This is a genomic window from Aeromonas sp. EU05-FHT14A05 (assembly GCF_058791175.1).
The window spans coordinates 98,476-124,979 of record NZ_JBYTDH010000010.1 but is presented as its reverse complement, the minus strand read 5'-3'; the positions used below and the strand labels follow the sequence as shown (position 1 = coordinate 124,979).

At 62.8% G+C, this 26,504-nt stretch carries 28 protein-coding genes; 26 read left to right on the top strand and 2 right to left on the bottom strand.

The window, feature by feature from the left end:
- Nucleotides 1–5: 5 nt before the first annotated feature.
- From AC3WR3_RS14985 to AC3WR3_RS14970, 4 genes are read left to right on the top strand one after another with little or no spacing between them, the layout of a single operon-like run.
- Nucleotides 6–404, top strand: coding sequence for a rod-binding protein (locus tag AC3WR3_RS14985; protein ID WP_265435641.1), 399 nt, complete (start codon nt 6–8; stop codon nt 402–404).
- Entirely contained in the window at nt 404–1,723 is a 1,320-nt protein-coding gene (gene lfgK / locus AC3WR3_RS14980; RefSeq protein ID WP_139438954.1) for a lateral flagellar hook-associated protein LfgK, read from the top strand. Before AC3WR3_RS14985 ends, lfgK begins: the two co-directional genes overlap by 1 nt.
- Before the next feature lie 10 nt (nt 1,724–1,733).
- Nucleotides 1,734–2,633: a lateral flagellar hook-associated protein LfgL gene (lfgL, locus tag AC3WR3_RS14975; protein WP_265435642.1), complete on the top strand. Its 900-nt coding sequence runs from the start codon at nt 1,734–1,736 to the stop codon at nt 2,631–2,633.
- 19 nt (nt 2,634–2,652) lie between these two features.
- Nucleotides 2,653–3,654, top strand: a complete 1,002-nt coding sequence (locus tag AC3WR3_RS14970) for a kinetochore Spc7 family protein (RefSeq protein WP_479758948.1) — start codon at nt 2,653–2,655, stop codon at nt 3,652–3,654.
- Nucleotides 3,655–3,715: 61 nt separating this feature from the next.
- On the opposite strand, the gene fliB is transcribed toward AC3WR3_RS14970, so the two are convergent.
- The gene (fliB, locus tag AC3WR3_RS14965; protein WP_492292221.1) at nt 3,716–4,879 is read right to left on the bottom strand and encodes a flagellin lysine-N-methylase; all 1,164 of its coding nucleotides are present in this window, start codon (nt 4,877–4,879) and stop codon (nt 3,716–3,718) included.
- A 185-nt stretch (nt 4,880–5,064) separates the two neighbouring features.
- Here fliB and lafA (AC3WR3_RS14960) point away from each other — a divergent pair, with 185 nt between their 5' ends.
- The 11 genes from lafA (AC3WR3_RS14960) to AC3WR3_RS14910 all read left to right on the top strand — a co-directional run bounded on the left by lafA (AC3WR3_RS14960) (nt 5,065) and on the right by AC3WR3_RS14910 (nt 13,840).
- Nucleotides 5,065–5,928, top strand: coding sequence for a lateral flagellin LafA (gene lafA, locus AC3WR3_RS14960; protein ID WP_139438965.1), 864 nt, complete (start codon nt 5,065–5,067; stop codon nt 5,926–5,928).
- A gap of 181 nt (nt 5,929–6,109) precedes the next feature.
- Nucleotides 6,110–6,976, top strand: coding sequence for a lateral flagellin LafA (gene lafA / locus AC3WR3_RS14955; protein WP_139438968.1), 867 nt, complete (start codon nt 6,110–6,112; stop codon nt 6,974–6,976).
- A 113-nt stretch (nt 6,977–7,089) separates the two neighbouring features.
- A complete protein-coding gene (gene lafB / locus AC3WR3_RS14950; RefSeq protein WP_492292220.1) occupies nt 7,090–8,373 on the top strand; it encodes a lateral flagellar capping protein LafB in 1,284 nt (427 codons plus the stop codon).
- Between the two features lie 37 nt (nt 8,374–8,410).
- Entirely contained in the window at nt 8,411–8,803 is a 393-nt protein-coding gene (gene lafC / locus AC3WR3_RS14945; RefSeq protein WP_492292219.1) for a lateral flagellar export chaperone LafC, read from the top strand.
- A gap of 120 nt (nt 8,804–8,923) precedes the next feature.
- The gene (locus AC3WR3_RS14940; protein WP_265435648.1) at nt 8,924–9,262 is read left to right on the top strand and encodes a LafX; all 339 of its coding nucleotides are present in this window, start codon (nt 8,924–8,926) and stop codon (nt 9,260–9,262) included.
- Nucleotides 9,253–10,326, top strand: coding sequence for a flagellar hook-length control protein FliK (locus tag AC3WR3_RS14935; protein WP_492292218.1), 1,074 nt, complete (start codon nt 9,253–9,255; stop codon nt 10,324–10,326). Before AC3WR3_RS14940 ends, AC3WR3_RS14935 begins: the two co-directional genes overlap by 10 nt.
- Nucleotides 10,327–10,366: 40 nt before the next feature.
- Entirely contained in the window at nt 10,367–10,825 is a 459-nt protein-coding gene (lafF, locus tag AC3WR3_RS14930) for a lateral flagellar basal body-associated protein LafF (protein WP_025328471.1), read from the top strand.
- A gap of 5 nt (nt 10,826–10,830) precedes the next feature.
- Entirely contained in the window at nt 10,831–11,544 is a 714-nt protein-coding gene (gene lafS / locus AC3WR3_RS14925; protein ID WP_139438978.1) for a lateral flagellar system RNA polymerase sigma factor LafS, read from the top strand.
- Between the two features lie 46 nt (nt 11,545–11,590).
- Nucleotides 11,591–12,448, top strand: a complete 858-nt coding sequence (lafT, locus tag AC3WR3_RS14920) for a lateral flagellar motor stator protein LafT (protein WP_042653233.1) — start codon at nt 11,591–11,593, stop codon at nt 12,446–12,448.
- A complete protein-coding gene (gene lafU / locus AC3WR3_RS14915) occupies nt 12,448–13,395 on the top strand; it encodes a lateral flagellar motor protein LafU (RefSeq protein WP_492292217.1) in 948 nt (315 codons plus the stop codon). The genes lafT and lafU overlap by 1 nt, the downstream gene beginning before the upstream one ends.
- On the top strand, nt 13,382–13,840 hold the full coding sequence (locus tag AC3WR3_RS14910) for a hypothetical protein (protein ID WP_492292216.1): 459 nt from the start codon (nt 13,382–13,384) through the stop codon (nt 13,838–13,840). The genes lafU and AC3WR3_RS14910 overlap by 14 nt, the downstream gene beginning before the upstream one ends.
- Here the strand turns inward: AC3WR3_RS14910 and AC3WR3_RS14905 are convergent.
- Nucleotides 13,776–14,630 (bottom strand): lytic transglycosylase domain-containing protein, encoded by an 855-nt coding sequence (locus tag AC3WR3_RS14905; RefSeq protein WP_492292233.1) that lies wholly within the window; start codon nt 14,628–14,630, stop codon nt 13,776–13,778. The genes AC3WR3_RS14910 and AC3WR3_RS14905 overlap by 65 nt on opposite strands.
- A 255-nt stretch (nt 14,631–14,885) precedes the next feature.
- Between AC3WR3_RS14905 and AC3WR3_RS14900 the strand changes: the two genes are divergently transcribed.
- From AC3WR3_RS14900 to murG, 11 genes are all read left to right on the top strand, one after another.
- The gene (locus tag AC3WR3_RS14900) at nt 14,886–15,182 is read left to right on the top strand and encodes a hypothetical protein (protein WP_492292215.1); all 297 of its coding nucleotides are present in this window, start codon (nt 14,886–14,888) and stop codon (nt 15,180–15,182) included.
- A 238-nt stretch (nt 15,183–15,420) separates the two neighbouring features.
- The gene (gene mraZ / locus AC3WR3_RS14895; protein ID WP_005332092.1) at nt 15,421–15,879 is read left to right on the top strand and encodes a division/cell wall cluster transcriptional repressor MraZ; all 459 of its coding nucleotides are present in this window, start codon (nt 15,421–15,423) and stop codon (nt 15,877–15,879) included.
- Nucleotides 15,880–16,818, top strand: a complete 939-nt coding sequence (gene rsmH, locus AC3WR3_RS14890; protein ID WP_139438986.1) for a 16S rRNA (cytosine(1402)-N(4))-methyltransferase RsmH — start codon at nt 15,880–15,882, stop codon at nt 16,816–16,818.
- 3 nt (nt 16,819–16,821) lie between these two features.
- Nucleotides 16,822–17,136, top strand: coding sequence for a cell division protein FtsL (gene ftsL, locus AC3WR3_RS14885; protein WP_171273125.1), 315 nt, complete (start codon nt 16,822–16,824; stop codon nt 17,134–17,136).
- The gene (locus AC3WR3_RS14880) at nt 17,133–18,899 is read left to right on the top strand and encodes a penicillin-binding transpeptidase domain-containing protein (protein ID WP_139438990.1); all 1,767 of its coding nucleotides are present in this window, start codon (nt 17,133–17,135) and stop codon (nt 18,897–18,899) included. The genes ftsL and AC3WR3_RS14880 overlap by 4 nt, the downstream gene beginning before the upstream one ends.
- Before the next feature lie 101 nt (nt 18,900–19,000).
- Nucleotides 19,001–20,488 carry a UDP-N-acetylmuramoyl-L-alanyl-D-glutamate--2,6-diaminopimelate ligase gene (gene murE / locus AC3WR3_RS14875; RefSeq protein WP_492292214.1) on the top strand — a complete coding sequence of 496 codons (1,488 nt, stop codon included), beginning with the start codon at nt 19,001–19,003 and terminating at the stop codon, nt 20,486–20,488.
- Nucleotides 20,485–21,840 (top strand): UDP-N-acetylmuramoyl-tripeptide--D-alanyl-D-alanine ligase, encoded by a 1,356-nt coding sequence (gene murF / locus AC3WR3_RS14870; protein ID WP_492292213.1) that lies wholly within the window; start codon nt 20,485–20,487, stop codon nt 21,838–21,840. The genes murE and murF overlap by 4 nt, the downstream gene beginning before the upstream one ends.
- Nucleotides 21,834–22,916, top strand: coding sequence for a phospho-N-acetylmuramoyl-pentapeptide-transferase (gene mraY, locus AC3WR3_RS14865; protein WP_005332102.1), 1,083 nt, complete (start codon nt 21,834–21,836; stop codon nt 22,914–22,916). The genes murF and mraY overlap by 7 nt, the downstream gene beginning before the upstream one ends.
- Before the next feature lie 3 nt (nt 22,917–22,919).
- Complete coding sequence (gene murD, locus AC3WR3_RS14860) at nt 22,920–24,203, top strand: UDP-N-acetylmuramoyl-L-alanine--D-glutamate ligase (RefSeq protein WP_492292212.1); 1,284 nt, start codon at nt 22,920–22,922, stop codon at nt 24,201–24,203.
- Nucleotides 24,200–25,384, top strand: a complete 1,185-nt coding sequence (gene ftsW, locus AC3WR3_RS14855; protein ID WP_171273127.1) for a cell division protein FtsW — start codon at nt 24,200–24,202, stop codon at nt 25,382–25,384. The genes murD and ftsW overlap by 4 nt, the downstream gene beginning before the upstream one ends.
- Nucleotides 25,381–26,466 (top strand): undecaprenyldiphospho-muramoylpentapeptide beta-N-acetylglucosaminyltransferase, encoded by a 1,086-nt coding sequence (murG, locus tag AC3WR3_RS14850; protein WP_171273128.1) that lies wholly within the window; start codon nt 25,381–25,383, stop codon nt 26,464–26,466. Before ftsW ends, murG begins: the two co-directional genes overlap by 4 nt.
- Nucleotides 26,467–26,504 lie beyond the last annotated feature (38 nt).

Here is a 26,504-nt window from a genome sequence, read left to right as displayed (position 1 = left end):
TCTCTATGACCAGAATTACCTCTGAGCCTGGCTTCTATCAGGATCTCAATGAACTGCAGCAGATAAAGAGCAACCCGGATCAGCGCGCGGCCCTGGAGGCGGCGGCCGGTCAGTTCGAGGTGAGCTTCCTGCAGACGGTGCTCAAACACATGCGCTCGGCCTCCGACGCCATGCAGGATGAGGATGACAAGCTCATCAAGGGAGAGGCGCTCTACCGCGACATGTACGACAGCCAGTTGGCGATGAGCCTGGTCAAGCGTGGCGGCATGGGGCTCACGGAGCAGATGGTCAATCAACTGGCCCCCACATTAAAGAATGCCGAGCCTGTGGTCGCTTCAGAACCCCAGACCCTGGCTGCCTTCAGTCAGCCTCTGAATTCGGCAAAAATGAGGAAAGTTGACTGATGTCGCTGCTCAATATCGGTTTTAGCGGACTCAACGCGGCGCAGATCGCGTTAAACGTCACCGCCCAGAATATCGCCAACGTCAACACCCTGGGTTACAGCCGCCAGGAAGCCATGATGGGCAGCCTGTCCGGTTTCGGTCGGCTGGATAACGGCATGGGGGTCGAGGTGACCGGGGTCCGCAGGATCACCGATGACTATCTGGTGTCCCAGCACTGGCGCAGCCGCTCCTCCACCGGCTCCTCCTATGCGTTTCATCAGTACATCAACACCACAGAGCAGCTGCTTGGCAGCGAATCGATGAACATCACCAAGGGGCTGGACAGCTTCTTCGCCTCCCTCAGCGCCGCCCTCGACAGCCCGGAGACGCCGGCGCAGCGCAGCCAGATCGTCAGCTCTGCCGGGGCGCTGGCCAACCGCTTCGGCCAGTTGAACGAGAGCCTGCTGACCCAGGAGAAGCAGATCGACGATCAGCTCGGCAGCACCATCACCCAGGTGAACAGCTATCTGAAACAGGTGGCCGAGCTCAACACCCAGATTGGCGAACAGGCCTCCAAGGGGGTCAACACCTCGGCCCTGGAAGACAGCCGCGAGCAGATAGTGCGCGAGCTCTCGACCTTCATGGAGGTGCGGGTCAACCGCCAGAGTGACGGCTCCTTCTCCCTGAGCCTGCCCCAGGGCCAGCCCCTGGTGCTGGCGGGCAGCAGCAGTACCCTCTCCCTCACCGGCGATACCCTGAGCCTGAGCTTCGGGCCGCAATCCTTCGAGGTGCCCAAGCTGCAGGGCGGCACCCTGGCCGGGGTGCTGGAGTATCGCACCACGGTACTGCGCCCCCTGCGCGACGAACTGAACCAGATAGCGAAGAAGCTGGCGGACGACTTCAACGCCAAGCAGGCGGGGGGCATCGACTTGAACGGTGACCCGGGCAAACCCCTGTTCAGCTACGACCCCCTCAATCCTTCCGGCACCCTCAAGGTGGCCGACGGCTTTACCGGCGATCACCTGGCCTTCGCCAAGGCGGGTGGCGGCAACGGCGACAACCGCAACCTGCAGGAGCTGCTGACCATCAAGGACAGCCAGTATGAGGCCTACAGTGCCCTGCTCGGCAAGATGGCGGTGCAGAGCGGCCAGGCCAAGGCGACCATGGAGGCCGATGCCAACATGGAGAAGCAGCTGGCGACCAAGCTCAGCAGTGTCAGCGGGGTCAACACCGACGAGGAGGGGGTCAAGATCATGGCCTATACCAAGGCCTATCAGGCCAATGCCAAGGTGATCAGCACCTCGGATCAACTCTTCAATTCCATCCTCAACATGTTCTGACGGAGTCCGCATGCGCATCAGCACCAACCAGATCCAGCTCAGCATGCTCGACAACCTGCAGCAGGGCTTCGGCGAGTATGCCCGCCTCGATCGCCAGATCTCCTCCAACAAGCGGATCCTGCAGCCCTCGGACGATCCCGTGGGCAGCGTGCAACTGCTCGGACTGAAGAAGGAGCAGGCGGCGATGGCGCAGTACCAGAAGAACATCGCCAACGCCAAGAGCCAGCTCTCCCAGGGGGAGATCCAGCTCGAGACCATGACCAACATGCTGAGCCGTCTGCGGGATCTGACCCAGACTGCCGCCACCGGCTCCCTCTCCGAGGACGATCGCCGGGCCGTCTCCAGCGAACTGGCGATCATCAAGGACGGTTTGCTGGATCTGGCCAATGCCCGCAACGAGAGTGGCTCCAGCCTGTTCAGCGGCAGCCAGGTGGACAAGGCCCCCATCGTCAAGGGGCCGGGCGGCGACTATCTCTATCAGGGGGATGCTCTGGTGCGCGAGGTCGGCATCGCCAGAGGGGTCACGGTGGAGCTCAATCACACCGCGGACAAGCTGTTCATTCAGAACGGGGACTTCTTCAAGCAGCTCGACGACATGGTGGCGGCCTTCGACAGCGGTGCCGCGGACGCGACCGATCAGGCCAGAGCCATGCTGGATCGCAGTCTGACCCTGCAAGATGACATCAGCCAGATGGTCAGCACCATAGGGGCACGGATCAATCTGCTGGATCAGGTGGACGAAGGGCACGCCGAGAAGAGCACCTATAGCAAGGAAGTGAGCAATCAGATAGAGTCCCTCGATTACGCAGGGGCCGTGACCCAGCAGGCTCATGTGCTGATGGCGTTGCAGGTGCAGCAGCAGGCCTTCGCCAAGGTGAACGGGCTGAGCCTGTTCAACTACATGCCCTAAGTCTGTCTAAGGAGCCAGGATGCAGATTCAACAAACCCGCCCGGGCGGCGTGGCCGAGACGCCGGCCCAGCCCAGGCTGCATGGACGTTCGACTGCCCAGGCCAGCTCCCAGCAGACTCCCCGCAACGAGCGCCAGCCCAATGTCATCCGGCTGGATCGCTGGGCCCTGATCGGTACGGCGCAGCAGCGCATCGCCCATGCCCAGGGGGGCGAACAGGCCCTGAGCCAGGTGTGGGGCGAGCTGAAGCGCCTCGAACAACAGCTGGGCCAGCATAAGGCGGCGAGCGGGGATCTGGTCTCCCGCCTCAAGCTGCTGGAAGAGAAGCTGACCCAGCCGAAGGCCCCTCTGACCGCCGAACTCAAGCCCCGCCTGCTGGCGTCAACGACGGACAGTCGGGTGCACTACAGCGCGGATCGCCTGGATCTGCTGAGCCCCAAGTCGAGTGCTGAGCGACTGGTCTTCTCCTTCCCCCAGACCAGCAGCGCCGTCGAGGTGCTGCTGCCCGCCGATGCCAGCGAGTCGGAGGCGGCCTCCCGTCTGGACAGGGCGCTGCGCAAGGAGCACATTCAGGCCCGCCTGAACGAGCTGGGCAAGCTGGAGCTGAGCGTGCCGGATCAGCACAGGCGCAAGCTGGACGAACCCGTGCTGCTGAGCGGGGAAGGCATCCGCATTCCTGCAGGCAACCCGGTTCCGGTGCAGTTCAAGCAAAGGGCCGGGCAGTTGACCCAGCTCGGCGAGGGGCTCGACAAGGGGGAGCTCAAGCAGGAGCAGCAGCGCCTCAAGCGACTGCTCGGCGAGATCGAGCAGTCGGTGCGCGAGTTGAAGCAGTTCCGCCAGAAGATGGTCAAGCAGCTCGATCGGGTGAAGTCGCGCAGCCAGAGCATGCCGCAGGAGGAGCTGGCACAGTTGCAAGGCAAGCTCAGCCTGCAACTCAAGGAGGGGGGCTTCATGGGCACCATGTCAGGTCTCTTGGCCCAGGCCAATGTGTCGCGCCAGAACGTGGTGGCACTGCTGACCTAGGGCCGAGACGCCCGTCCCGCAAAAGAAACCGCCATGGGATTCCCCTGGCGGTTTCTTGTTTTCAGGGTTTCAGCAGGGCGTAGAGGCTGAGATCCGAGGCAAAGCCAGACTCGCTCAGTCCCTGTTCTATGGTCTTGAGAAAATTCGCGTTGTGCTGACGTATGGTGTGATAGCTGTAGAAGAGGTTGACCACGTCCTGCTCTTCCAGCTCCTTGTCCATGGCCAGCAGACACAGATAGTTGCGCAGCAGGAAGTAATCTATCACCAGCAGCTGATAGGCCTGGAAGCGGTCGCTCTGCAGCAGCGGGAAGTTGTGGTGATAGACGTAGTAGAGCAGGTAGTTGTTCATGATCTGGGGGCGCTCGGCCAGGAAGGGGGCAACCTTGTCGTGCCAGGTCTGCTGCAGGCGCGCGAGCTTGCCCTCATGATAGACCCCCTCCAGCACCAGATTGATCTTGTCGAGGCAGCGCTGCATCGTCTGCCGTCCCCGGCGCCCCTGTGAATACGCCAGCAACTGGCCGGTGATGGTCCTCAGTCCCCACCACTGCAACTGCGGCAGGGCGGGCAACTGTTCGAACATGGTATTGAGCTCCCCCCGCTCGGCCAGCGCCGCCACCTGATCGAGGAAGGCTTCGTGGGACAGGGCCGAGGGATCCCGGTGGATCAGCATGCCGATCAGCCACAGCCGTATTTCGACAGGGACATCGGTGGCCGCCAGCACATGGATGCTCAGGCTGTGCAGGGTCGCCATGGCGGTGGAGGGGGGTGTGGCAAAGGGCAGGGGCTGGGCGAGTTCGGTCACCTCTGTCTGCATCGCCAGGGGATCCAGCAGCAGCTGCCGGCACACCTCGGGGCAGGAGAGCATCAGGGACTTCTTGAGCTGGTTGCCGATGCGGGTCTGGGCTCTGGGGTAGGTCTTGCAGGTGTGGCTCAGCGCCTCCGGCCCCGCCTTGCTGTGGATCTGGCACAGACGATTCTCATCGAGGAAGGGGCAGGCGCCCTGCTCATCGAGCTTGATCTCCCCCCAGCGTTCGTTGCTCTCCTTCACCTTGCGAATGTGCAGTTTGCTCAGGGACTTGACCGCAGGATCCGGGTGCCGCTCGTAGTTGCGGAAGGTCTGCTTGTCGATGGTGATGGTCCAGCTATGACAGCAGTTGTCTTCACAGCGATCGCCGATGCACTGGAAATGTTGAACGAAACGAGGAGTGTAGAGCGAGGTTGCCATGTCGCGGTCCGGTAATGAGAGAGGACATTTTAAAAGCAATAAGCATGCCGGATGAGGCAAGCCAGGACTGTGGTGCCTGACAAAAAATATGCGGGGGCAGGACTACATTTTCCCGAGAAAGGGGTCGCCTATCTCTGATGTCAACCTAACAGGCTGCAACGCAGCGACTACTCGAGGAATACATCATGGGCTTGTCCATTCATACCAACTTCGCCTCCCTGACCACCCAGAACCAGTTGAACTCCACCAACAAGATGCTGGGCACCGCCATGCAGCGTCTGGGCACCGGTCTGCGCATCAACTCCGCCGCCGATGACGCCGCCGGTCTGCAGATGGCTACCCGCCTGCAAGCCCAGTCCAACGGCCAGAAGGTCGGCATGCGCAACGCCCAGGATGCCGTCTCCATGATGCAGACCGGCGAAGGCGCCCTGGACGAGATGACCAATATCGTCCAGCGCATGAAGGATCTGGCCACTCAGGGCGCCAACGGCACCACCAGCACCGAAGACTACACCGCCCTGAACGCCGAGTTCGGCGAACTGGCGAAAGAGCTGACCAACATCACCGACAACACCACCTTCGGCGGCCAGTCCCTGCTGAAGAAGGGTGCCGGCAACTTCGAGAAGGGCGCGGTCAAGTTTCAGATCGGTGGCACCGCTGCCGAGACCCTGAGCGTGGACATCTCCACCGACCTGAAGAAGGTGACCGGTTCTACCGCGAACTCCGGTCTGGATGGCGCCGCCCTGAAGGCCGGTATCGGTGATCAGACCAAGGCCTCTGCCGCCATCACCGAGATGGAAACCTTCCTGAAAGACATCGGCAGCGCCCGCTCTTCCTTCGGTGCCAACATCAACCGTCTGGAGCACACCGTCAACAACCTCTCCAACATGAAAGAGAACACCGACATGGCGAACGGCCGCATCATGGATGCCGACTTCGCCCAGGAGAGCACCAACATGACCAAGAACCAGATGCTGATGCAGGCTGGCATGTCCGTGCTGTCCAACTCCAACCAGATGACCGGCATGGTGACTTCCCTGCTGCGTTGATATCTGTGGCACCCATCCGCTGGATGGGTGCCTGTTTTCCCTTCCTGAACGTTTCTTCCTCTGCCTTCCTCGCCTTTTTCACCCTCATTTTCATTTGCCATTCAAGTCTTGAGCCTCCCCTGTCGCTTCTCCTTGTCGTAGAGATCCCCGCTGCATTGCAGCCTTTTTGAGGAGTAGAACCATGGGTTTGTCCATTCACACTAATTTCGCCTCTCTGACCACCCAGAACCAGCTGAATTCCACCAACAAGATGCTGGGCACCGCCATGCAGCGCCTGGGTACCGGTCTGCGCATCAACTCTGCCGCCGATGATGCCGCCGGCCTGCAGATGGCTACCCGTCTGCAAGCCCAGTCCAACGGTCAGAAGGTTGGCATGCGCAACGCCCAGGACGCCGTCTCCATGATGCAGACCGCCGAAGGCGCCATGGACGAGATGACCAACATCGTCCAGCGCATGAAGGATCTGGCCACCCAGGGTGCCAACGGTACCGCGAGCGCGGAAGATCGTCTGGCCATGGGGACCGAGATGAAGGAGCTGACCGCCGAGCTGAAGAACATCAGCGACAACACCAAGTTTGGTGGTGAGGCCCTGATCGGCGCAGGTGGCAAGTTCGAAGCTGGCACCGTGACCTTCCAGATCGGTGGCACCGCTGCCGAGAAGCTGGATGTGAAGGCCGACACCAACGTCAAGGCTGTCAACACCGCCATCACCACGGCGACCACGGATCTGGCCGCCGCCGATGTGGCAGCGACTGCCCTGGCGTCCACTGACTTCAATGCGCAGATCACCAAGATGGAAGATGCCCTGGATCTGATCGGTACCGCCCGTTCCCAGTTCGGTGCCAACATCAACCGTCTGGAGCACACCGTCAACAACCTCTCCAACATGAAAGAGAACACCGACATGGCGAACGGTCGCATCATGGATGCCGACTTCGCCCAGGAGAGCACCAACATGACCAAGAACCAGATGCTGATGCAGGCTGGCATGTCAGTGCTGTCCAACTCCAACCAGATGACCGGCATGGTAACTTCTCTGCTGCGTTGATGGATTGCATGGCCGCTTCGAAAGGGGCGGCCCTTGTCTGACAATCGCTTGTCGGTTGGAAAGGGCCGAGCCGGTGTTTTCCAACAGGCATGCCACTGAATGAGGGGATAAAGATGCAAATAGATCCGGCCAGCACGGCGATGCAACTGGTGGCCATCGAGCGCCAGAACATGGACAAGCTGCTGAAGAAGCAGCTGGACAGCGTCAAGGGACAACAGAGCGCCATCAGCACGCTCACGACCAAGCTGTCGAGCTTCCAGACCCTGCTCAAGGACCTGAACAAGGCGACCAGCCTGCAGGCGCAGAAGGCCACCATGTCCCAGGAGGGGATCATGACGGTGACGAGCAATGGCAAGGCCAGCTCGGGCCAGTACAACTTCTTCGTGGAGCAGCTTGCCCAGTCCCATCAGGTCGGCCTGCAGCTCGATAGCGACACTGCGCCGCTGCCCGCCGACGGCGTCTTCTCCCTGACCGTCAAGGGCAAGACCATGAACATCGATCTGGCGACCCTGCCGGCCGGTGCCACCGCCAAGGATCTGGTCTCCCAGATCAACAACGCCAAGGACAACCCGGGCGTGAAGGCGACCCTGGTGCGCACCGACGGCAAGGTCAGCATGGTGCTGACCAGCAAGGATAGCGGGGTGGAGAACGCCATCACCCTGGGCTATAGCGGAGATAGTGCCAATGCCCTCGGGGTGGCCGTCACCGGCAAGACCGACATCACCCAGGCGCAGGACGCCAAGCTGCGGATGGGGGGCGACAACCCGCTCACCATCACCTCCGCCAGCAACAAGATAGAGAACGTGGTGGACGGCCTGACCTTCCAGCTGACCAAGGCGCAGAAGGTCGATGACGCGCCCCTGCTGGTGACGGTGGATCAGGACAAGGAGGCGGTGACCGGCTCCCTCAAGAAATTCGTCGATAGCTACAACGAGCTGGTGGATGAGCTGGCCAAGATGACCTCCAGCGATCCCAAGGCGCCGGGGGCCCTCTCCTCCGACAGCGGGGTGCGCAGTCTCAAGAGCATGCTGGCCCGCAGCGTGCGGGATCTGCCCGGCGATCTGACCCTGGGCAGCCTTGGGATCAAGACCGACAAGGCGGGCAAGCTCTCCTTCAACGAGACCGACTTCAACAAGGCGCTGGAGAAGGATCCCGAGCTGCTTGGCAAGGCCTTGATGGGGGATGACGGCCTGCTCAAGCGGATGAGCAACGCACTCGATCCCTACACCAAGCGGGACGGTGCACTCAAGGGGCGCAAGACGGGTCTGGAGGCGAACGAGAAGCGGGTCAACGAGCGCATGGAGGCGCTGGATCGTCGTATGGATTCCGCGTATAAGCGCTACCTCAATCAGTTCACCACCATGAACCAGATGCTGCAAACCATGGGCGCGTTGTGAGTCGGTGATCCCGTATTCCCTGAATAAGTGAGTCTTTATGTTTGAACCCCAAGAAGGCTATGACGCCTATCAGTTCGCCGCCACCCAGGCCAAGGCGGCGAGCGCCGATCCGCACCAGCTGGTGCTGATGCTGATGGATGGGCTGCTCGACGAGATAGCCAGGGCCGAGGGCCATATCCTGGTCAGGCAGTATGAGCGCAAGGGTCAGTCCATCAACAAGTGTCTGCAGATCCTGGGAGGGCTCGACAGCGCTCTCGACATGGACAAGGGGGGGGAGCTGGCGGCCAACCTGCACCGCCTGTACGACTATTGCGGGCAGCGGTTGTTCGAGATCAGCGTGGGCAACGACGTCGCCGGCTTTGCCGAGGTGCGTCGCATCCTGCTGGAGCTGAAAGATGGTTGGGAAGCCATGGCCCGCCATCCTCGCTGATGCGGAAGTCCCCCTTCCTCATCCGCCAAGGGCTGCGGCTAACGCATTGAAATACCACAACTACATATCTGGCCTGCTCCTTGCTTACTGGCAAGGTCGTCTTATTTTGGGGCCATCATCATGTCCATGACCGGGGCCGTGCCGCCCAGCACGGAACGCGAGACTCGCCAGCGCCAGCTATTGGGGCTGGGACGTCTGATACTACAGCAGGCCCGTGCCGGGCAGTGGGACGCGGTGCGTCTGGCGGATCATCGCCTGGCCCGGCTCGTCGACCAGCTGCGCCAGCAACCGGCATTGTGGCAATCCCTGGTACCGGCCCGGGATCAGGTGCGTCACTGGCATCAGGAAGCCTTGGCGCTTTGCCAGCAGGAGACCGCCCAGCGCAAGCAGGAGTGGGACGCCCTCTCCCTCAGACGGGAAGGGCTGCAAGCCTATGACGAGGCGCAGGCATGGGCATGATCCCCTTCGTCGGTTCAGACCCGGCCCCCAATCTCGATCCCCCTGGCTTCACGCGCCTCGCTCGTCAACCCGAGGGGCAGGGAGGGCAGTATCAGCCTCTGGAGTTCCAGCAGGAAGCCCCTGCCATCTTGCCGCTCGATGAAGCTCCGGCCCCGGACACCGAGGTCGAGGAGGCGGACTTGTCCGAGCAGGATGTGACGGAGCAACTGCACGCCTTTACCCATATGCAGCCCGTGTTTGTTCGCCCTGACGAGGGGGGGCGCCTGCCGCCACTGCGTCAGACCCCGGACATCTCCTCCCTGGCGCCGGATGCCGGGGGCGTTCAGGATGACGCACCCGCCGTCTCACCCGCCCTGCGTGCCCTGGTGCGCCACGAGCGGCTGGAAACGGATCGCAGCCTGCCGATGGATCTGGTGTCGGGGCGCCGGGAGATGAGCGCCTCGCTCACCGGGGAGTTTGCCCGTCAGCTGGTGCAACCGGCCGCTCAGGCCGAGTCGTCGCTGCTGCACGGTAAATCGATGGCGGGCTTGCCTCCCCTGCCTGGTGCGGATGGCTCGTCAGAGCGGGAGTCCCTTGTCTCGGATCTCAGAGGCATGTCCGCTCTGGCGCCCTCGCCACTGACCAGGACGGCCGAGTATCAATGGGCCCCGGCCCGCCTGAGCGACAACCAGACCCAGTGGGGGCAGCAACTGGTGGACGTCTTGAAGGACAAGCTCGAGCTGCAGGTGAATCAGGGCATCAAGCAGGCGCACATTCGCCTCGATCCCCCGGAGCTGGGGCGTCTCGAATTGACGGTCAGGGTCGAGGGGGATCGGCTCAGCGTGCAGCTCAACGTGACCAACCCTGCGGTGCGCGAGGCCATGATCCAGTCGATGGAGCGGCTGCGGATGAGCCTGGCCCCTCACCATGCCGGCGGCGTCGAAGTGAACGTCGGTCAGGGGGGAGAGCAGGAGCGGGGCGATCGCTGGCAGCAGGAGAAGATCCTGGCGGGTCGGCGACAGTGGCAGGAAGAACAAGATGCATCGGGCGGTGCTGGCCAGGATTGGCTCAATACCCTGGTGTGACATTTTTACAATCTGGCAATAGCGAGAGTGATTTCAAATTATGCGGCGTGTCATGAAGTGGATGATGTTGATGGTGATGGCACTGTGTCTGCTGGCGGCGCTGGCCTATGGCGCCTATCTCAAGCGAGATACGGTTGCCGTCTGGCTGGGGCTGGCGGAGGCCAAGCCCGAGCTGAGCAAGACGCCGCTGTTCAAGCCGATGGAGCGTTTCGTCATCAGCCTGGAGGGGGACACAGAACCTCATTATCTGGTGCTGGAGCTGGCGCTGGTGACTCACAATCCCCAGCAGCTGGAGACGCTCAACGAGCTGACCCCCCTGATCCGCAATGCCATGGTGCAATATTTCAGCCATCGCTCCCACGATGCGGTGAAGCTGGAGCTGCAAAACATCTCCGCCCTGCAGACCTCTCTGCTTGGCAAGCTGGTAGCGACACTGCAAGGGTATGGCTACAAGCCCTATCTGGATGAAGTGCTGGTCACCAAGGTACTGGTGCAGTAACGGAAATGATGGACGCTGGCTGGGACACTCCCTGCGAACTGACCCCCTCGCCCCCCCGTACTGGCGAGCAGGCGATCCTGACCCGCTATCTGCCGCTGGTGAAGCGGGCGGCCACTCACCTGCGCAGCCAGGTCAGTGCCTGTTTCGATCAGGAGGACATGGAGCAGGTCGGCATGATGGGCTTGCTCGAGGCCTGGCGCCGTTATGGCAGCGAGCCGGATGCCCAGTTCGAGAGTTATGCGTTCAAGCGGGTCCGTGGCGCCATGCTGGACGAGCTGCGCCGCCTCGACTGGCGCCCCCGTCAGTTGCGCCAGCAGGTGCACGGGCACAACCAGGTGCAGCGGGAGCTGTTCAACCGGCTGGGTCGCAACCCGACCGAACAGGAGCTGGCGCAGGCGCTGGGCTGCTCAGTGGAGGAGGTGCGCCAGCTGGCCTATGCCAGCCAGGCCGAAGCCTTGCAGAGCCTGGAGGAGTGGCTGGAAAACGGCGGCAGGGCACCGGCCTCGGAGTCCGACGACGTGGACCTTGCCATGACCCTCGGCAAGGTGCTCGGTTCCCTGGACAAGCGGGAGCAACTGCTGCTCTCCCTCTATTACCAGCAGGAGCTGAACATGAAGGAGATAGCGCTGGTACTCGGTCTGACCGAATCGCGGGTGTGCCAGCTGCACAAGCAGTGCGTCCTTCAGCTCAAGCAGCGTTTGGTCGACTCCATATATTAATGCCTCTCCCTGTGGGGGAGTCTTCTTGAATTCTGCGGGAGCATACATGCAAAAACAGATCGGTCTTGGTGTCATTTTCATTTGTGTGCTTGGCGGCTTCATGATGGCCGGGGGGCGGCCCATCGCCCTGTGGCAACCCGCCGAGCTCATCATCATCATAGGGGCCGCCGCCGGCTCCATGTTCCTTGGCAACTCCAAGGAGGTGATGCATGAGATGTGGCGTCAGGTGAAGCTTTGCTTCAAGTCCAACAAGGATGAGAAGGAGATCTACCGCGAGCTGCTGACCCTGATGCATCAACTGCTGGAGGAGACCCGCAACAAGGGGATGAAGGCGCTGGACGAGCACGTCGAGAATCCGCAGCAGAGCTCCGTCTTCCTGATGTATCCCCAGGTGTCGGAAGATCCGCAGTTGCTCGGCTTCATCATCGACAACCTGCGCCTGCTCGGCATGGGCAAGATCACCCCCCATGAGCTCGACACCATACTGGAGCAGGAGATCATGGCCATCGAAGAGGACATGCTCAAGCCGTCCCATGCCCTGCACAAGACGGGGGAGGCCTGCCCCGGTTTCGGGATCCTGGCAGCCGTGATGGGGATCATCATCACCATGCAGCAGCTCGACGGTCCTCTCAGCAACATCGGGGTGCACGTGGCCGCGGCCCTGGTGGGCACCTTCATCGGCATCTTCCTCTGCTACTGCCTGCTGGAGCCCATCAGCAATGCCATGGAGGAGATGGTCAAGCGCCGCATCGGCATGCTGATGTGTATCAAGTCGATCCTGATCGCCCAGCTGCGCGGCAAGACGCCGCTGCTCTCCGTCGATTCCGGCCGCAAGATGCTGGAGCCCGACGTGAAACCCAGCTTCCTTGAACTGGAAGACTGGGTGACCAACAGGGCCATGTAATGCGCAATCACGAGCAGATCATCATCAAGCGCCAGCAGCGGCGCAGCAGTGGCCCAAAGGGGGGCGGGGCATGGAAGGTCGCCTTTGCCGATTTCACCCTGGCGATGATGGCTTTCTTCATGGTGCTCTGGATCCTGGCCGTCTCCAGCCAGGAGGAGCGCGAGGTGGTTGCCAGCCGCCTGCGTGACTACAGCATCATGGACAGCGAGGCAAACCCCTTCGATATCCGCAACAGCCCCTATCCGGTGGATCTCGGCGGCAATCCCTCGGTGCTGGAGGAGTTGAGCCCGCAGTTTGTGGAAGAGGGGCAGCGGATGCCCAGACACATGGAGCGCAATCGCAGCATCTTCACCGACGGCGCACAGGGGGGCTACGAGAACCTGCTGGTGGGCAAGATCGAGGGGGAGATGCAGATGAAGCAGCTGGCCGGTTTCATCGGATCCATGGCGGATCAGATGCAGGCCAGAAACAACCTGGAGCTGCAACTGGTGCCCCAGGGGCTTCGCATCCTGATCCGCGATGATGACGAGCGCGAGATGTACAACCGTGGCAGCGCCCGCATCAGCCCCTACTTCCGCCATCTGCTGATGGCGCTTGCGCCTATATTCCAGCGCGTGGAGAACCGGGTCATGATCTCCGGTCACACCGACAGCACGCCCTTTGCCGGTGACAACTACAGCAACTGGGAACTCTCCTCCGATCGCGCCATGATGGCGAGACGGGTCCTGCTCGCCGGCGGCATGCCCCACGAGCGGGTGGGACAGGTGGTCGCCATGTCGGACACCATGCTGGACAACACCGCCGACCCCAGAGGCAGCCAGAACCGTCGCATCGAACTGCTGGTGATGACGACTCAGGCGGAGAAGAGCCTGGAGCAGCTGTTCAGCGCTCAAACCCAAGCCGCCACCCAGCAAGCCAAGGATGCCATTGCCCATGGGAACCCCTGATCTCGATCTGCCGGAAGTGACCCCGTTCAACGATCCCAGGCGCAAGGTACCCCGCTGGTATCTGCACGATGGCAGCACGCCGCTGGAGTCCCAGAGCTGCGGCATTGCGGCCCGGCTCATGGTCTCTGGCCTGCTGTTTGACAAGCGCATAGGTCGGGCGGTGATCAAGGACATAGGGCCGGGGGGCGTCGGCTTTCTGGCCCCGGCCCGCTTCGTGCTGCCCGATACCGTCAGCCTGTCATTGTCGCCGCAGATAGTGCTGGAGTGCCGGATCACCCATCGCCGGGCGATAGGCCAGTACCTCAGTTTCTACGGTGCGCGCTGGGCCGATCCCGAGTCCGTCGATCTCGCCCCCGTGCTCAGCCACTGGCGTCACTGCTTCATGGCGCCAGCAGAGGGCGCGCCTGCTCCAATCCCAGTGGATCCGGCAACCGTTCAAGACTGATCCCCCCTCGTCCCATGTCCAGCCCCCTTGCCGGCTGCAACAGCAGGGGGTCATGCAGACTCTCCAGCGACACGGCACGCGCCATCATTGGCCGCTCATGCGGTCGGCTGTCCGTGGGGGCCTTGCCCTGCCCATAGACGATGGGGCAGTCGCTCACTCCCTGTGCCTCGGGCAACCGCCAGGCCGGATTCCACCGGCTCGCCTCGTTCATGGACACTCCGCGAGCCATGGCCCAGCTCAGCAAGGAGCAGTCACCCGGCTGTCGCCACACCCTAATACTCTCTCCCTCCTGCCAGGATGGCAGCAGAAACTGATGGTACTCAGCCCTGTCCAGCAACTGGGAGAGGGCGATGAAGCGCGCCACATAGAGGCGGGTCTCGGTCGGTAGCTGAAGCTCCCACAGATTGCGCGTCCCGGCCTTGAGCACCGCCTTGAGCACCCGCCCTTCTCCCGCGTTATAGGCTGCCAGGGCCAACAGCCAGTCCTGCCCGAAGAACTGATACAACCATCCGAGATAGGAGAGCGCGGCCTCCGTTGCCAGGGGCAGGGAATAACGGCCATCGAAGCTGGCCGTCATGGGGACGGAGAAACGGGTTGCGGTATCTGGCATCAGTTGCCAGGGGCCGGCGGCCCCGGCAGAGGAGACCACGTCCAGCCGATAGCTGCTCTCGATCAGGGGAAGGAAGGCCAGCATGGCAGGGAGCTTGCGTGCACTGACCTGTTGCTCCACCCAGCGGATCATGGGTTGTGACTGGATGATCCTGGTCTGCAGGTGGCTGCGTTGCTGCAGCAGAAACCGGGTCTGCTGAGTGACCAGTTCGGCACCCGCGCCACCGATGGGGGTAGGAAAGCCCGCCTGCCAATGATACTTATCGTAGGCATGGCCATGGGCACTGTTCAGCAGAGACAAGCCGGTGAGAAGGTGAAGTGACAATTTGACAAAAAAGGGCACTGCCTGGCGGGTAAATGATAAAAACACGATATATCTCAACAGTTTTTGACAATATCTGTCGACTGTTCATGTGGTATCCAGGACGTGATAAGCATGATAACACGAGTAAAAAAGACCCCAAAGGCGGGCAGGGCGATTCAGAAATTTCTGCTTTATCTGATCCTCGTTAATTTTGGTTTGATGTGGCTCTATGTCATGTATGCCAATGAGCTGACATTTGGTTCCAACCTCCTGCTGACTTTTCTTCTGATCCTCTATAACCTGCTGCTCTGCCAGCTGGTGGTGCTGCGTGCCCGGCGGGCAGGAGATGGCTATATCATCTACCCGGTGGTGGGGGTGAGCATTATTCTGTGCGCCGTCGTACTGTTTCGTTTCATCATTTCACCCTGAAACCGATTATTTATGGCCCCCAGATGATTGGATAAATTTAATTCGATCATGAATAACTTGTGGAAAATCAACTCATTTAATCTGTAGCCTCCCTGCGCTGCGTCAATATGTTCCCCATGCCCGAGATCCTTGCTTGAAAAGCCCCCTGCTCGTCCTTAAACTTCATGGTGGAGAAAAGTGGATCAAAGTGGTTTTATTGGGCAATTTGCCTCCATAACTCACCTTCGGGGACTGCAATTTGTTGCGTGGCGCTCACGCCATCAGCCTGGACAGCAAAGGGCGACTGGCGATTCCGACCAAATATCGAGATTGGCTGCGCTCCGAGCGCGACGGCCAGCTGGTCTGCACCATCGACATAGCCCATCCCTGTCTGCTGCTTTACCCCCTGAGTGAATGGGAAGAGATAGAGCGCAAGCTCAAGACCCTTTCCAGTACCAATCCGGCGGAACGCCGCCTGCAGCGCATGCTGCTCGGACACGCTACCGAGTGCGAACTGGACGGCAATGGCCGTCTGCTGCTGAGCCAGCCACTGCGTAGCCACGCGGGGCTGGACAAGAAGATCATGCTGGTGGGTCAGCTCAACAAGTTTGAGTTGTGGGATGAAGCCCGCTGGCAACAACAGATCAATGACGACATCCTGGGCCTGCCCGAGGACGACTGGGCAAGTTCACCACGACTACAGGATTTTTCTTTATAAATGACCCAAGCCGCTGAACACATCACAGTGCTGTTGCACGAAGCCGTCGAAGGGCTGGCCATCAAGCCGGACGGTATCTACGTCGACGGTACCTTTGGCCGGGGTGGTCACTCTCGTCTGATTCTCCAGCATCTGGGCCCGAACGGCCGTCTGATCGCCATCGACCGGGATCCCCAGGCCATTGCCGAGGCGGCCAAGATCCAGGATCCCCGCTTCGAGATAGTGCACGGCCCCTTCTCCGGCATCACCACTTACCTGAGCGATCGCGGCCTGCTGGGCAAGATCGACGGCTTCCTGCTGGATCTGGGTGTCTCTTCTCCCCAGCTCGACGACGCCGAGCGCGGCTTCAGCTTCATGAAAGACGGTCCCCTCGACATGCGGATGGACCCGACCACGGGCCAGAGCGCTGCCGAGTGGCTGGCTCGCGCCGACGTGGATGACATCGCCTGGGTGCTGAAGACCTTCGGCGAGGAGCGTTTCGCCAAGAAGATTGCCCGCGCCATCGTCCATGACCGCGTCACCGAACCCTATGTGCGCACCCGTCAGCTGGCGGAGATGATTGCCCGGGTCAACCCGAGCAAGGAGAAGGGCAAGCATGCGGCAACCCGCAGCTTCCAGGCCATCCGCATCTATATCAACAGCGAGCTGGACGAGATCGAAACCGCGCTGAACGGTGCCCTGCAGGCGCTGGCGACCGATGGCCGCCTCTCCGTCATCAGCTTCCACTCCCTGGAAGACCGCCTGGTCAAGCACTTCATCCGCAAGCACGAGAAGGGGCCGGAAGTGCCCCATGGCATCCCGTTGACCGAGGCGCAGCTAGCCGGTGGCCGCAAGTTGAAGTCGGTCGGCAAGGCGCTCAAACCTTCCGAACATGAAGTCACCGAAAACACCCGATCCCGCAGCTCGGTGCTGCGAGTCGCCCAGCGTCTGGCGGATTGAGTCATGAGCGAGGTACGCATTCATCTGGCCAGGGAGATCATCGGTGATCTCTGGCGTCACAAGCTGCAGGTCGTGCTGACCCTGGCCGTGCTGATCACCGCCTTTGCGGTGATCCTGGTGACCAACATGACTCGCGGGCTGACGGCCAAGCAGAATGACCTGATGGCGGAAGAGGACAGGCTCAACATCGAGTGGCGGCACCTGCTGCTGGAGCAGGGTACCCTGGCCGAACACTCCCGGGTCGCGAGTCTGGCCATGGATAAATTGCAGATGGCTCGCCCGCTGGTGACCACCGAGAAGGTAATTACACAACCATGACACGCAAGGCCGCCACCAAGGCTCCGGCAAAGGACAAAGCCAAGGCGAAAGCTCCGTCACTCTACCCGTGGCGCTTTCGCACTCTGGTGTTTTTCATCGGGATTGCGTTTGCCGGCCTGATCCTGCGGCTGGCCTGGATCCAGGTGATAGATCCGGACAGGCTGCGCCAGGAGGGGGACATGCGCTCCCTGCGTACCACCTCCACCCAGGCGGTGCGCGGCATGATCACCGACCGCAACGGCGAGCAGCTGGCGGTCTCGGTGCCGGTCGAGGCGGTCTGGGCCGATCCCAAGACGGTCCACGAGTCCGGCGCCATCCACAACGAGCGCGCCTGGCTGGCGCTCTCCGCCGTGCTCAAGCTCGACATCAACACCCTCAAGCACCGCATCTCCAACCCCAGCAAGCGCTTCGTCTATCTGCAGCGTCAGGTGACCCCTGCCGTTGCGGAGTACATCAAGGGTCTCAAGCTGGGGGGCATCTACCTGCGCCCCGAAGCGCGCCGTTTCTACCCGACCGGCGAGATCAGCGCCCACCTGGTGGGGGTGACCAACATAGACGGCAGCGGCATCGAGGGGATAGAGCGCAGCTACAACGAATGGCTGACCGCGACCCCGGGCGAGATGCGGGTGCGCAAGGACAGGCAGGGCCGGGTCATCGAGCGGCTCGGCCTGGTCAAGGAGGGCAAGCACGCCAACGATCTGCAGCTCAGTATCGATCAGCGGGTGCAGGCGCTGGCCTACCGCGCCCTCAAGCGCGCCACCGACGAGAACAAGGCGACCTCCGGCTCCATGGTGATGCTGGACGTCAAGACGGGCGAAGTGCTCGCCATGGTCAACACCCCCTCCTACAACCCGAACAACCGGGGCCAGTACCAGAGCTTCCGGGTGCGCAACCGGGTGGTAACGGACACTTACGAGCCGGGTTCGACCGTCAAGCCGCTGATCCTGCTCAGCGCCCTGCAGGCGGGCGTCACCAGCTGGAAGGACACCATACCCGGAGGTCCCCTGTACATCGGGGCCAAGCAGATCCGCGACGTGAGCATTCACAAGGCGACCAACCTGTACGACATACTGCGCTACTCCTCCAACATCGGCATGTCGCGCATCGCGCTGCGGATGCCGGCTCAGGAGATGATCAACACCCTCAGCATGGTCGGCTTCGGGATGGATACCGGCAGCGGCCTGATGGGGGAGAGCAGCGGCATGTTACCCCAGCGCCGCCGCTGGTCCGACATCGAGCGGGCGACCCTGTCGTTCGGCTATGGCCTGCGGGTCACCCCGCTGCAACTGGCCTCCGCCTACGCCACCCTGGCCAACAAGGGTAAGCGGGTGCCGCTCTCCATCATCAAGGTGACCCAGCCGCCCAAGGGTGAGCAGGTCATCGACCACAACAACGCCACCGCCATGCTGCAGGCGCTGGAGTACGTGGTCAGCAATGCCATTCCCAAGGCGCAGATCCCGGGTTATCGGGTCGGCGGCAAGAGTGGTACCGCCAAGGTCGCCGTCGCCGGTGGCTACGGCAAGGACTACATGGCCTGGTTTGCCGGTTTCGCACCGGCCAGCAACCCCCGTTTCGTCATGGTGGTGGTGATCAACGAGCCCAAGGGCGATGCCTATTACGGCGGTGCCGTGGCGACCCCGCCGTTCGCCGAGGCCATGGGGGGCGTGCTGCAACTCTTCAACATTCGTCCCGACGCCATTCCCCCCGAGGTGCCGGCGAAGCTTGCCCGTACGGAGGCCGCCCATGGCGCACCTCGTACCTGACAGGTATCTGTGTTTCTCTGTCTACCCCGCCGTCGTCGGGGTGTTTTCCATGGCGCCGCACTCCCTGAGCGCCTGCATTCCTGTCCATTCGGAGGCTTCCCATGCTGCCGCCCCGCGCACTTGATCAACTCATGAGCCATTTCGGCATCCATGCCCCGGCGCTCGCGCTCACCGACATCCAGCTCGACAGCCGGCGAGTCGGGCCCGGTTCTCTCTTCGTGGCAATCCGGGGCCACCAGATGGATGGCAGGCGTTTCATCGAACAGGCGGTGGCTCAGGGAGCGACCGCCGTCCTGTTTGAGGAGGATGGGGAATTTGTGGCCCCCGCCACCTCGATCCCCTGTTTCGGGCTCAAGGATCTGCCCGCTCGTCTCTCCGAACTGGCCGGCCATTTCTATGACCATCCGGCGCAGAAGCTGCAACTGGTGGGCATCACTGGCACCAACGGCAAGAGCACCACGGCCCTGCTGGTCGCCAACTGGCGCACCCTGTTGGGAGGCAAGGCCGGGGTGATGGGCACCATAGGCAATGGCCTGTTTGGCAATCTGATCGAAGCGGAAAACACCACCGGCAGCGCCGTCCAGGTGCAGGCCAATCTGGCCGCCCTGCAGGAGCAGGGGGCGAGCCTGGTGGCGATGGAAGTCTCCAGTCACGGTCTGGTGCAGCACCGCGTCGCAGCCCTGCCGTTTTCCGCGGCTGTGTTCACCAACCTGAGCCGTGATCATCTGGATTATCACGGCACCATGGAGGCCTATGGCGCCGCCAAGGAAGAGTTGTTGAAACTGGTGGACGAGCCCTGTGCGGTCATCAATGCCGACGACCGTCTGGGGCGCCAGTGGCTGGCAGCCTACCCCGGCGCGGTGGCCTTCGGCGTGCATGGCCCGATTGAAAACCATGCCGGGCGACAGTTGACGGCGCAGGATCCCCATTTCCACCAACAAGGATTTGACACGCGCATTAACTCCAGCTGGGGGAATGGTGTATTATCCGCCCCCTTGCTCGGCCGCTTCAACGTCAGCAATGTGCTGGCCGCCATGGGCGCCATGCTGGTACTGGGTTATGACTTCGATGCACTGCTGGCCAGTGCCCCGAAACTGCAACCCGTGACCGGTCGCATGGAGTGCTTCGGCGGTGGCAAGGCGCCGCTGGCGGTGGTCGATTATGCCCATACCCCGGATGCGCTGGAGAAGGCATTGCAGGCCCTGCGGGTGCACTGCGAAGGCCGGCTCTGGTGCCTGGTGGGCTGTGGTGGCGACAGGGATCGCGGCAAGCGGCCCATGATGGCCGCCATGGCGGAGCAACATGCGGACTGCGTGATCCTGACCGACGACAATCCCCGTACCGAGGCGCCGGAGCAGATCATGGCGGACATGGTGGCGGGCCTTCGCGATCCTGCCGCCGTGCAGATCGAGCACGACAGGGTCAAGGCGATCCAGCTGGCACTGAGCCAGGCGAGCAAGCAGGACATCATCCTGGTGGCCGGTAAGGGCCACGAGGATTATCAGATCATTGGAACCGACAAGCGGCACTACAGCGATCGGGAAACCGTCGCGGCCGCCTTGCACACATTAATGGAGTCATTCAGATGATGACCCTCAGGCTTGCCGAGCTGGCGCAGGTGCTCGATGCCCGTCTGATCGGCGGCGACCACGAGATCACGGCGGTCAGTACCGACACCCGCACCCTGGGCAAGGGGGCGCTGTTCGTCGCGCTGCGTGGCGAGCGTTTCGACGCCCACGATTTCTGCGACCAGGCCCTTCAGGCAGGGGCCTCTGCCCTGCTGGTGGAGCGCGAGCTGCCCCTGGCCATACCGCAACTGATGGTGGCCGATACCCTCAAGGGACTGGGGCGCCTCGGCAAGCTGGTGCGCGAGCGCATCAATCCGAAAGTGCTGGCCATCACCGGCAGCTGTGGCAAGACCACGGTGAAGGAGATGGCGACCGCCATCCTGCGCTGTGAGGGGGAGGTGCTGGCCACCGCCGGCAACTTCAACAACGAAGTGGGGGTGCCGCTCACCCTGCTGCGCCTCGAACCTCAGCACCGGTTTGCGGTGATGGAGCTGGGTGCCAACCACCCGGGGGAGATCGCCTGGACCACCTCATTGGCCAGACCCGATGCCGCCATCATCAACAACGTGGCCGCCGCCCATCTGGAAGGCTTCGGCTCCCTGGAAGGGGTGTTCCACGCCAAGAGCGAGATTTTTGAGGGCCTGAGCGAGGGCGGCACCGCCATCGTCAATGCCGACAACGAGTTCTGGCCGAAGTGGCGGGAGCGGGGCATCCAGTGCGCCTTCTCCCTCGAGGATCAGAGCCAGCCCTTCCATGCCCGCGACATAGCGCTCAACGGGCAGGGCTGCGCCGAATTCGTGATGGTGACTCCCCAGGGGGAGGTGAACCTGACCCTGGCCATTCCGGGCCGCCACAACGTGGCCAATGCTCTGGCTGCCGCCGCCGGTACCCTGGCCCTTGGCGCTTCGCTCACCTCCGTCAAGGCGGGGCTGGAGCAGATGGCACCGGTCAAGGGCCGTTTCTGCGTGCAGCGCTGGGGTGGTCTCACCCTGGTGGATGACACCTACAACGCCAGCGTGGAGTCCGTGCTGGCGGGCATCGATGCCCTGACCGCCATGAGCGGCTACAAGGTGCTGGTGTTCGGTGACATGAAGGAGTTGGGTGAGGAGTCCGCGGCCCAGCACGCCCGGGTCGGACACCACGCCCGCGAGCAGGGCCTCGACGCCGTGCTGACGGTAGGGGAACAGAGTCGTCACACCGCAGATGCCGCGGCGGGTCGACATTTCGATAACAAGGCGTCGTTGTTTGAAGTGCTTGCGCAAATGATAAATACACATCAAGAAATCTCGATCCTGGTCAAGGGTGCCCGCGGTTCCCGCATGGAAGATATCGTCAAGATGGTCGTTGACCGTCAGGAGTCAGCCACATGCTAGTCTGGCTGGCGGAACTGCTCACCCCGCACTTCACCTTCTTCAACGTCTTCTCCTACCTGACGTTCCGCGCCATCCTGTCGATCATCACGGGTCTGGTGGTGGCGCTCTGGATGGGGCCGCGCCTCATCCGCCGCCTGCAGATCCTGAAATTCGGCCAGGTGATCCGCAACGACGGCCCCGAGTCACACCTCAGCAAGAAGGGCACCCCGACCATGGGGGGCCTGATGATCATTGCGGCCATCTTCATCTCTGTGCTGCTCTGGAGCCGCCTCGACAACCCCTATGTCTGGCTGGTGCTGTTCGTGCTCGGCGCCTACGGCGCCATCGGCTTTGCCGACGACTACCTCAAGGTGGTACGCAAGAACACCGATGGGCTGATCGCCCGCTGGAAGTACTTCTGGCAGTCGGCAGTCGCCCTGGCCGTGGCTGTGTTCCTCTATGCCACCGCGACCCATGACGGCCAGACCCAGCTGGTGGTGCCCTTCCTCAAGGATGTGATGCCGCAGCTCGGTCTGATGTTCATCGTGCTGACCTACTTCGTCATCGTCGGTACCTCCAATGCGGTCAACCTGACCGACGGCCTGGATGGTCTGGCCATCATGCCGACCGTGATGGTGGCGGGGGGCTTTGCCTTTGTCGCCTGGGCCACCGGCAACGTGAACTTCGCGAACTACCTGCACATTCCCTACGTGCCCTATACCTCCGAGCTGGTGATCGTCTGTACCGCCATCGTGGGCGCGGGTCTGGGCTTCCTCTGGTTCAACACCTATCCGGCCCAGGTCTTCATGGGGGACGTCGGTTCCCTGGCCCTCGGCGGGGCGCTCGGCACCATAGCCGTGCTGGTACGTCAGGAGTTCCTGCTGGTGATCATGGGGGGCGTTTTCGTGATGGAGACCGTCTCGGTGATCCTGCAGGTGGGGTCCTACAAGCTGCGCGGCGTGCGCATCTTCCGCATGGCGCCCATCCATCACCACTATGAGAAGAAGGGCTGGCCGGAGCCGCGCGTCATCGTGCGCTTCTGGATCATCACCCTCATGCTGGTGCTGCTCGGCCTCGCCACCCTGAAGGTGAGGTAAGCCATGGTCATCATCATCGGACTCGGCAAAACCGGACTCTCCTGCGTGGACTACTTCCTCGGTCGTGGTGTCACGCCCCTGGTGATGGATACCCGCGCCAATCCCCCGGGCAAGGAGCAACTCCCCCCCGAGGTGGAGCTGATTCACGGGCTGGACGCCGATCTGCTCAAGCAGGCGCACATGATAGTGGCGAGCCCCGGCATCGCCCTGGCGACCCCCGAGCTGAAAGCCGCCGCCGAGTTCGGGGTGCGCATCGTCGGCGACATCGAGCTGTTCGTGCGCGAGACCCAGACCCCCGTCATCGCCATCACAGGCTCCAACGGCAAGAGCACGGTGACCACCCTGGTGGGCGAGATGATCGCCGAGGCGGGCCTCAAGGTAGGTGTGGGTGGCAACATAGGCACCCCGGCGCTGGAGCTGCTCAAGCAGCCCATGGATCTCTGCGTGCTGGAGCTCTCCAGCTTCCAGCTGGAGACCACCTGCAGTCTGCGTGCCGCCGCGTCCGTGGTGCTGAACCTCAGTGAAGATCATATGGATCGCTATCAGGGCATGGCGGATTACCGCGCCGCCAAGATGGAGATCCATCAGCACTCCCAGCACATCCTGGTCAACCGGGACGATCCCCAGACCCTGCCCGACGTGGGTCAGGTGTGGCAGAGCTTCGGGCTCGATTGCAACGGCTACGGCCGCTGCGAGCTGGCGGGTCGCCACTGGCTGACCCTGCACGGGGAGCCGCTGCTGGCGGTGGACGAAATGAAGATAGTCGGTGCCCACAATCAGGCCAACGCCCTGGCGGCTATGGCCCTGTGCGATGCGGTCGGCATTCCCCGGGAGCCGCAACTCGCCGTGCTGCGCCGTTTCGAAGGCCTGCCCCACCGTGCCCGCTTCGTGCGGGAGGTGAACGGGGTGCGCTGGATCAACGACTCCAAGGCCACCAACGTGGGGGCCACCCTGGCCGCCGTGGCCGGGGTGCGCGAGTCGGTGAAGGGCCGTTTGCTGCTGCTGGCCGGTGGTCAGGGCAAGGGCCAGGATTTCGGCCCTGTGCAGGCGTTGCTCGGCAGCCAGATCGATCACATGTACTGCTTCGGTCAGGATGCGGACATACTGCTCGCCCTCGGTGAGCAGACCGAGAAGGTCGCCTCCCTCGATGACGCCGTCGCCAAGGCCGCCGCCGATGCCAGACCCGGTGACTGGGTGCTGCTGGCGCCGGCCTGCGCCAGCCTGGATCAATTCAAGTCCTTCGAGGCTCGCGGCGATCGCTTTACCGAACTGGTGATGATGCTATGAACGCCCTTCGCGTGGTCGCAGGCTACTTGCAGCGCTGGTTGTTGCCGGCGCGTCCCGCCGGTCTCTACGACCGGCAGCTGGTGGTGCTGGCGCTGGCGCTGATGTCGGTGGGCCTGGTGATAGTGGCCTCGGCCTCCATTCCCGAAGGGATTGCCCTCGGCGATGACCCCTTCATGTTCGTCAAACGGCACGGTCTCTTCCTGGTGATGGCCCTCGGCATCTCCTGGTTCGTGCTGCAGGTGCCCATGGCGCGCTGGCAGCAGTACAACGGCCCCATGCTGCTGCTCGCCATCCTGATGCTGGTCATGGTGTTGCTGGTGGGGCGCAGCGTCAACGGCTCGGTGCGCTGGTTGCCGCTCGGCCCCTTCAACCTGCAGCCGGCGGAGTTCGGCAAGCTGGCGCTGTTCGTCTATCTGGCGGGCTACCTGGTACGCCGCCAGAGCGAGGTGCGCGAGCGCTTCATCGGCTTCATGAAACCCATGGCGGTGCTGTTCGTGGTGGCCACCCTGCTGCTGGCCCAGCCTGACCTCGGCTCCGTGGTGGTGATGTTCGTCACCTCCCTCGGCATGCTGTTCCTGGCGGGGGCCCGCATGGTGCAGTTCATCGGTCTTATCCTGGTGGGGGTGAGCGCCGTGGTGACCCTGATCATCGCAGAGCCCTATCGGATGCGGCGGGTGACCTCCTTCCTCGATCCCTGGGCCGATCCCTTCGGCAGCGGCTACCAGCTGACCCAGTCCCTGATGGCGTTCGGCCGTGGCAGCTGGTTTGGCGAGGGGCTGGGCAACTCCATCCAGAAGATGGAATACCTGCCGGAGGCCCACACCGACTTCGTGTTCGCCATCCTGGGCGAGGAGCTGGGCTACGTGGGGGTGCTGGGTGCGCTCTTCCTCATCTTTGCGCTGGCGGTGAAGGCACTCAAGCTCGGCCATCAGGCGCTGGTGGCCGAGCGGCTGTATGAAGGCTATCTGGCCATCGGCATCGGCATCTGGTTCAGTTTCCAGACCTTCGTCAACGTCGGCGCCGCCAGCGGCATGATGCCGACCAAGGGGCTGACCCTGCCGCTGGTCAGCTACGGCGGCTCCAGTCTCATCATCATGATGGTGGCGGTGAGCATGTTGATTCGTATCGATTTCGAGTTGCGCCAGGCCAGTGCCCAGGCGCGTGTGCGGGAGGTTTCGTGAGCAAGACGTTACTGGTGATGGCGGGTGGTACCGGGGGCCATGTGTTCCCCGGGCTGGCCGTGGCCGATCGCCTCAAGGCACAGGGCTGGACCATTCACTGGCTCGGTACCGCCGACCGGATGGAGGCCGAGCTGGTGCCCGCCCACGGTTACCCCATCTCCTTCATCGACATCCAGGGGGTGCGTGGCAACGGCATCAAGCGGCTGCTGGTCGCTCCCTATCGCATCGTCAAATCCGTGTTGCAGGCGCGTCGCGTGCTGAAAAACATTCGCCCTGATGTGGTGCTCGGCATGGGGGGCTTCGCCTCAGGCCCGGGCGGCGTGGCGGCCTGGCTCGCCGGTATTCCCTTGCTGCTGCACGAGCAGAACGCGGCGGCCGGCATGACCAACAAGCTGCTGGCGCGCCTTGCCAAGCGGGTACTGATGGCCTTCCCCGGCGCCTTTGCGCCCAGTGCCCGCACCGCAGTGGTGGGCAACCCGGTGCGTCCCGAAGTGGTGGCCCTGCCGGATCCCCAGCTGCGCAGCGGAGCCGAGCCGCTGCGGCTGCTGATCGTCGGCGGCAGCCTGGGTGCCCGGGTGCTCAACGAGCAGGTGCCGCCAGCGGTGGCCGCCGCCGGCGTGCCCATCGCAGTGCGCCACCAGTGCGGCAAGGGCAACCGGGAGACCGTCGCGCAGGCCTATGCCGAGCTGGGCGTCGAGGCCGAGGTGAGCGAGTTTATCAAGGACATGGCGGATGCCTATGCCTGGGCCGATCTGGTGGTGTGCCGCGCCGGGGCCCTGACGGTCTCCGAAGTGGCTGCCGCCGGTGTGGCCGCCATCTTCGTGCCTCTGCCCCATGCGGTGGACGATCACCAGACCCGCAACGCCCTGACCCTGGTCGACGGCGGGGCGGCCGAGTTCCTGCCCCAGTCCGAGCTGACCCCGGCCTCATTGGCCGCTCGTCTCTCCTGGCTCGCCGGACGCAGGGAGACCCTGCTGTACATGGCCCAGGCCGCCCGTCGGGTGGCCATCATAGATGCCGCCGAGCGGGTTGCCGATGAGTGCAAGCGGCTCGCCAGCGGGCGGAGCGAGAAAGCATGTTGAGCAAGATTGCACAGGCCAGGCCGTGCAGTCTTGTCCCC

Bases quoted from the DNA above. Each gene is read 5' to 3' on its own strand.
- lafB (WP_492292220.1), top strand. From the start codon at position 7,090: ATGCAAATAGATCCGGCCAGCACGGCGATGCAACTGGTGGCCATCGAG.
- lafU (WP_492292217.1), top strand. From the start codon at position 12,448: ATGCGCAATCACGAGCAGATCATCATCAAGCGCCAGCAGCGGCGCAGC.
- lafS (WP_139438978.1), top strand. From the start codon at position 10,831: ATGATGGACGCTGGCTGGGACACTCCCTGCGAACTGACCCCCTCGCCC.
- ftsL (WP_171273125.1), top strand. From the start codon at position 16,822: ATGAGCGAGGTACGCATTCATCTGGCCAGGGAGATCATCGGTGATCTC.
- lafT (WP_042653233.1), top strand. From the start codon at position 11,591: ATGCAAAAACAGATCGGTCTTGGTGTCATTTTCATTTGTGTGCTTGGC.
- murD (WP_492292212.1), top strand. From the start codon at position 22,920: ATGGTCATCATCATCGGACTCGGCAAAACCGGACTCTCCTGCGTGGAC.
- AC3WR3_RS14940 (WP_265435648.1), top strand. From the start codon at position 8,924: ATGTCCATGACCGGGGCCGTGCCGCCCAGCACGGAACGCGAGACTCGC.
- lfgL (WP_265435642.1), top strand. From the start codon at position 1,734: ATGCGCATCAGCACCAACCAGATCCAGCTCAGCATGCTCGACAACCTG.
- rsmH (WP_139438986.1), top strand. From the start codon at position 15,880: ATGACCCAAGCCGCTGAACACATCACAGTGCTGTTGCACGAAGCCGTC.
- lafA (WP_139438968.1), top strand. From the start codon at position 6,110: ATGGGTTTGTCCATTCACACTAATTTCGCCTCTCTGACCACCCAGAAC.
- lafF (WP_025328471.1), top strand. From the start codon at position 10,367: ATGCGGCGTGTCATGAAGTGGATGATGTTGATGGTGATGGCACTGTGT.
- AC3WR3_RS14935 (WP_492292218.1), top strand. From the start codon at position 9,253: ATGGGCATGATCCCCTTCGTCGGTTCAGACCCGGCCCCCAATCTCGAT.
- AC3WR3_RS14880 (WP_139438990.1), top strand. From the start codon at position 17,133: ATGACACGCAAGGCCGCCACCAAGGCTCCGGCAAAGGACAAAGCCAAG.
- AC3WR3_RS14970 (WP_479758948.1), top strand. From the start codon at position 2,653: ATGCAGATTCAACAAACCCGCCCGGGCGGCGTGGCCGAGACGCCGGCC.
- ftsW (WP_171273127.1), top strand. From the start codon at position 24,200: ATGAACGCCCTTCGCGTGGTCGCAGGCTACTTGCAGCGCTGGTTGTTG.
- lafC (WP_492292219.1), top strand. From the start codon at position 8,411: ATGTTTGAACCCCAAGAAGGCTATGACGCCTATCAGTTCGCCGCCACC.
- fliB (WP_492292221.1), bottom strand. From the start codon at position 4,879: ATGGCAACCTCGCTCTACACTCCTCGTTTCGTTCAACATTTCCAGTGC.
- AC3WR3_RS14900 (WP_492292215.1), top strand. From the start codon at position 14,886: ATGATAACACGAGTAAAAAAGACCCCAAAGGCGGGCAGGGCGATTCAG.
- murF (WP_492292213.1), top strand. From the start codon at position 20,485: ATGATGACCCTCAGGCTTGCCGAGCTGGCGCAGGTGCTCGATGCCCGT.
- AC3WR3_RS14910 (WP_492292216.1), top strand. From the start codon at position 13,382: ATGGGAACCCCTGATCTCGATCTGCCGGAAGTGACCCCGTTCAACGAT.
- lafA (WP_139438965.1), top strand. From the start codon at position 5,065: ATGGGCTTGTCCATTCATACCAACTTCGCCTCCCTGACCACCCAGAAC.
- lfgK (WP_139438954.1), top strand. From the start codon at position 404: ATGTCGCTGCTCAATATCGGTTTTAGCGGACTCAACGCGGCGCAGATC.
- murE (WP_492292214.1), top strand. From the start codon at position 19,001: ATGCTGCCGCCCCGCGCACTTGATCAACTCATGAGCCATTTCGGCATC.
- AC3WR3_RS14985 (WP_265435641.1), top strand. From the start codon at position 6: ATGACCAGAATTACCTCTGAGCCTGGCTTCTATCAGGATCTCAATGAA.
- mraY (WP_005332102.1), top strand. From the start codon at position 21,834: ATGCTAGTCTGGCTGGCGGAACTGCTCACCCCGCACTTCACCTTCTTC.